Below are 3508 nucleotides of genomic sequence, written 5' to 3'. Positions count from 1 at the left end.
ACTACAACCGCTTCCGCTACTACGACCCGCAGGCCTGCTGTTACTTAAGCCCGGACTCGATAGGGCTGGCGGGGGGGATGAACCTGTATGCCTACGTTAAAAACCCTCTTACATGGATAGATCCGCTGGGATTGGCTGGGTGTAATCTCAATCCTAAAGATATTCACTACATGCAAAGCTCAATTAAAAATCAAACAGGAGCTCATACTGTTCTGGATAACGCTGCTGCATTAGCAAATGGAACACTTAAAGCTGCGGATCTACCTGCTATTAAGGTTTGGCGGGATGCTACAGGGAAAATATGGACTCTAGACCATCGAAGATTGGCCGCATTTAAAATAGCAGGTCTTGAAAGCGTACCAGTCCAATAGGCTACAGCCAAAGAAGTTGCAGGCCAAATGTGGAAAATGACAACAAAAACTGAAGGTAAGAGCATCATTTTAAAATTAGGTGATGGAATTAAACAGATAATAGGTGGTTGAAATGGAAAATGATTTATATCCTGTTGAAACTAGAGATGAATTAATTAAATTAATTTTATCTTTGGCTTCGGAAGCAAGAAATAATCCTGATGAGTGGGAGAATAATGATCTTCCATCTTTTTTAGAAGCGATGGCTTCATGGATGGAAGACATGGATGGTTTTTATAAGAATATGAATAAGCCATGCCCAGATAATGCCAGTTGGAGTGTCCTTGCTGACGTATTAATGGCTGCCAGGATCTACGAATAACTAAAACAAGCCGGAATGATCATAAGGTATCTTCCGGCTTGTTTTACCTGTCATCATGCCAATATATTCCCCTGCTGAATCCTAATCACCACCTGACCGGGCATTACGCTGATCGCCAGCGGTTGCCCGGTCAGGCCGCACTGCGTCAGCCAGTCCTCTGGCAGAGACAGATTGCCGTTATCCCGTATCTAGTTCACGTAACCACAGCCAGCCAGAACCCGGTTTAAAATTCGCCGGCCAGCTTCTGGATGAAGAATCGGGGCTGCACTACAACCGCTTCCGCTACTACGACCCGCAGGCCTGCTGTTACTTAAGTCCGGACCCGATAGGGCTGGCGGGGGGGGATGAACCTGTATGCCTATGTTCCGAACCCGTTAACATGGATCGACCCTCTTGGATTGAGTGCATGTAATTCGCCGAATGGTTATAAAGCTGGCGATGTAGATCCGCATGGTAATTTATCTCCAGGAGTAAATCGTGCTTCGGGACATTCGAATAGCAAAGCGGATGGTTTTGTTCAAAGTCATCATCCTATTCAGGATGCATGGGCCAAGAAAAGAATTAATGAATATCAACGGAACTCTGCTCCAGCAACATTATTGAAATCAGCATCTGGTAGTCCTCACGCTAGAATCAGTGCGGCTCAACGTGTTCGGCGTGCTTTACCTGGTGGTTGGGATACAACGTTGAAGCAGGAATTTAATATTAGTTATAGAGAAATGTTAAACTCTGGAGTTCCGGCGAAACAAGCAAGGCGATCCCTTAACGATGCCTATAAATATTTTGATGGTCTCAGGGAAAGTAACAAGCTTAATCCGTTCTTTGATATTTAATTCATTACCATTTTAATGATAAAGGTGGTTGTATATGGATAAAGATAAAGTTTTAGAGGAATTAAAGCGCATAGAGTCAAGTCGAGGTATTAAACTACCAAGTGCGTATAAGAAATTTTTATCTGAGGAAGTTCAAGATAAAGAAGTCTATGAGATAGAAAATAAGCAAGGTGACTCTATTTATATATTTAATTATCTAGATGTTGTTGAGAGAAATGAAACGTATACAATACAAGAGGTTGAGTCGGACTATTTTTTGATAGGACAAGATGGTGATCTCGGATATTTTATTTGCTCAAAAGACAATAGTGATAAAATTTATAGTTTAGATCTTGGTGCTCTTGGTAGCATAGATATGGATGAGGAAGCAAAAGATCTATATGATTTACGAGCATGATTTTTATTAAGATATATCTATAGTAAGGCCGGAAAGATCTCCTCTGGATCTTCCTGGCCATTTTATATGTCGCTACGCTAACATATTCCCCTGTTGCACCTGAATAACCACCTTGCCAGGCATCACGCTGATCGCCAGCGGTTGCTCGGTCAGGCCGCACTGCGTCCGCCAGTCCTCTGGCAGAGACAGATTGCCGTTATCCCGTATCTAGTTCACGCAGCCACAGCCAGCCAGAACCCGGTTTAAAATTCGCCGGCCAGCTTCTGGATGAAGAATCGGGGCTGCACTACAACCGCTTCCGCTACTACGACCCACAGGCCTGCTGTTACTTAAGTCCGGACCCGATAGGGCTGGCGGGGGGCGAGAGGCCGTATGGGTATGTGCATAATCCGCTGGGATGGATAGATCCGCTGGGGCTGGCGGCATGTCCAGGAATGTATGATTGGTATAAATACAATCGCTCCCGAGGCATGACAGCAACACAAGCACATCAAGCGATAAAAAATGCTTCACCACAAGATGTATTTAATTACGCCTTACATCGCCAAGGTATGTCAGGAAGCAATTACCCTATCAACTTTAAAGAGAAATTTACGGCAGGAAATTATAAGTATGAAGTAAGGGCGCACGATGTTAATCCGAATGCCCCATCGGGAAGTAATTCTGCTAATGGCCCTATATATAGAGTGGGTAGAAGTCAAAACGGGGTAAACCCTGTTACTAATCAAGGATATGGCTGGGAATATGGTTCTCCTAGTGGTAGTTGGCATCATACATCTGTATTGAAGCCTAATAGTCCGAACTATAATCCAGGAGCCGCAAATGATACGCATATACCACTGCCTACAGGAATTATTCCATGAGTGAGCAAAGTATAATTAATGATATAAAAAAACATGATTGGAAAGAAAGTTGGCTGGACTTCTCAGTCTTCCTTTATGAAAGAGGTCGATTAGTCATCGTGGGAAGTGATGATCTTTCCTACTATCATAATTTAGAAATCACAATCGAAACTCCGTCTTACATTAATGGAGTTATGGATTGGTCATGTGATCTTGATGAGGGTTTTATGAAAATATCAATTCAAGATAATGGCTCCCAAAAATTATCAACCCTTGAATTCTATTCAGATGATGAGTTGAAGTTTAAAGTGGTTGGGGAAAGTATATCAGTTAACTTCGATACGGTATTTTTTTATAAAAGAGATAATTTAAGCACTGGTGAACGATTGGCTTATTGGGTCAAGTAATATATAACTGGGAAGATCCTCTGGATCTTCCCAGTTATATTATCCTTTAATTTACGAGCATGTTAGTTTACATTATCTTAATTACTACCTTGCCGGGCATTACGCTGATCGCCAGCGGTTGCTCGGTAAGGCCGCACTGCGTCAGCCAGTCCCCCGCCAGATACAGTTCGCCGTTATCCCGTATCTAGTTCACGTAACCACAGCCAGCCAGAACCCGGTTTAAAATTCGCCGGCCAGCTTCTGGATGAAGAATCGGGGCTGCACTACAACCGCTTCCGCTACTACGACCCGCAGGCC

The 3508-nt window shown here is 43.4% G+C and carries 7 protein-coding genes and 3 pseudogenes; 7 read left to right on the top strand and 3 right to left on the bottom strand.

Going from position 1 to position 3508, the window contains the following annotated elements:
- The coding region (locus DBA33_RS19940; RefSeq protein WP_276148140.1) for an RHS repeat-associated core domain-containing protein at nucleotides 1-371 on the top strand (371 nt) is incomplete at its 5' end.
- A 112-nt stretch (nucleotides 372-483) separates the two neighbouring features.
- On the top strand, nucleotides 484-732 hold the full coding sequence (locus DBA33_RS19935; RefSeq protein ID WP_064512413.1) for a hypothetical protein: 249 nt from the start codon (nucleotides 484-486) through the stop codon (nucleotides 730-732).
- Between the two features lie 53 nt (nucleotides 733-785).
- Here DBA33_RS19935 and DBA33_RS21110 read toward each other — a convergent pair whose 3' ends face one another.
- Nucleotides 786-902, bottom strand: coding sequence for a type I toxin-antitoxin system SymE family toxin (locus DBA33_RS21110; RefSeq protein ID WP_256966740.1), 117 nt, complete (start codon nucleotides 900-902; stop codon nucleotides 786-788).
- A 41-nt stretch (nucleotides 903-943) separates the two neighbouring features.
- On the opposite strand from DBA33_RS21110, the pseudogene DBA33_RS19925 reads away from it, so the two are divergent.
- Together DBA33_RS19925 and DBA33_RS19920 are read left to right on the top strand one after the other, a co-directional pair.
- Nucleotides 944-1565, top strand: a pseudogene (locus DBA33_RS19925) (RHS repeat-associated core domain-containing protein); the annotation flags it as partial.
- A gap of 34 nt (nucleotides 1566-1599) precedes the next feature.
- Nucleotides 1600-1962, top strand: coding sequence for an SMI1/KNR4 family protein (locus DBA33_RS19920; RefSeq protein ID WP_120807077.1), 363 nt, complete (start codon nucleotides 1600-1602; stop codon nucleotides 1960-1962).
- 72 nt (nucleotides 1963-2034) lie between these two features.
- Here the strand turns inward: DBA33_RS19920 and DBA33_RS21100 are convergent, their stop codons facing one another.
- Nucleotides 2035-2151 carry a SymE family type I addiction module toxin gene (locus DBA33_RS21100; protein ID WP_276148142.1) on the bottom strand — a complete coding sequence of 39 codons (117 nt, stop codon included), beginning with the start codon at nucleotides 2149-2151 and terminating at the stop codon, nucleotides 2035-2037.
- 47 nt (nucleotides 2152-2198) lie between these two features.
- Here DBA33_RS21100 and DBA33_RS19910 point away from each other — a divergent pair.
- Nucleotides 2199-2825 (top strand): annotated as a pseudogene (locus DBA33_RS19910) (RHS repeat-associated core domain-containing protein); the annotation flags it as partial.
- Nucleotides 2822-3211, top strand: coding sequence for a hypothetical protein (locus tag DBA33_RS19905; protein ID WP_120807076.1), 390 nt, complete (start codon nucleotides 2822-2824; stop codon nucleotides 3209-3211). The pseudogene DBA33_RS19910 and the gene DBA33_RS19905, both read left to right, overlap by 4 nt.
- A gap of 67 nt (nucleotides 3212-3278) precedes the next feature.
- On the opposite strand, the gene DBA33_RS19900 is transcribed toward DBA33_RS19905, so the two are convergent.
- Complete coding sequence (locus tag DBA33_RS19900) at nucleotides 3279-3377, bottom strand: SymE family type I addiction module toxin (RefSeq protein ID WP_346341328.1); 99 nt, start codon at nucleotides 3375-3377, stop codon at nucleotides 3279-3281.
- Nucleotides 3378-3424: 47 nt separating this feature from the next.
- Between DBA33_RS19900 and DBA33_RS21215 the strand changes: the two are divergent.
- Nucleotides 3425-3508 (top strand): annotated as a pseudogene (locus DBA33_RS21215) (RHS repeat-associated core domain-containing protein); the annotation flags it as partial.

This window comes from Yersinia sp. IP36721 (genome assembly GCF_003634395.1).
Classification (GTDB): domain Bacteria; phylum Pseudomonadota; class Gammaproteobacteria; order Enterobacterales; family Enterobacteriaceae; genus Yersinia; species Yersinia entomophaga.
The sequence above is the reverse complement of the archived record's forward strand: the minus strand, read 5'-3'. Positions and strand labels throughout refer to the sequence as shown.

What these genes read in the sequence shown, in the direction of transcription:
- DBA33_RS19920 (WP_120807077.1), top strand. Translation starts at nt 1,600, where the DNA reads ATGGATAAAGATAAAGTTTTAGAGGAATTAAAGCGCATAGAGTCAAGT.
- DBA33_RS19905 (WP_120807076.1), top strand. Translation starts at nt 2,822, where the DNA reads ATGAGTGAGCAAAGTATAATTAATGATATAAAAAAACATGATTGGAAA.
- DBA33_RS19935 (WP_064512413.1), top strand. Translation starts at nt 484, where the DNA reads ATGGAAAATGATTTATATCCTGTTGAAACTAGAGATGAATTAATTAAA.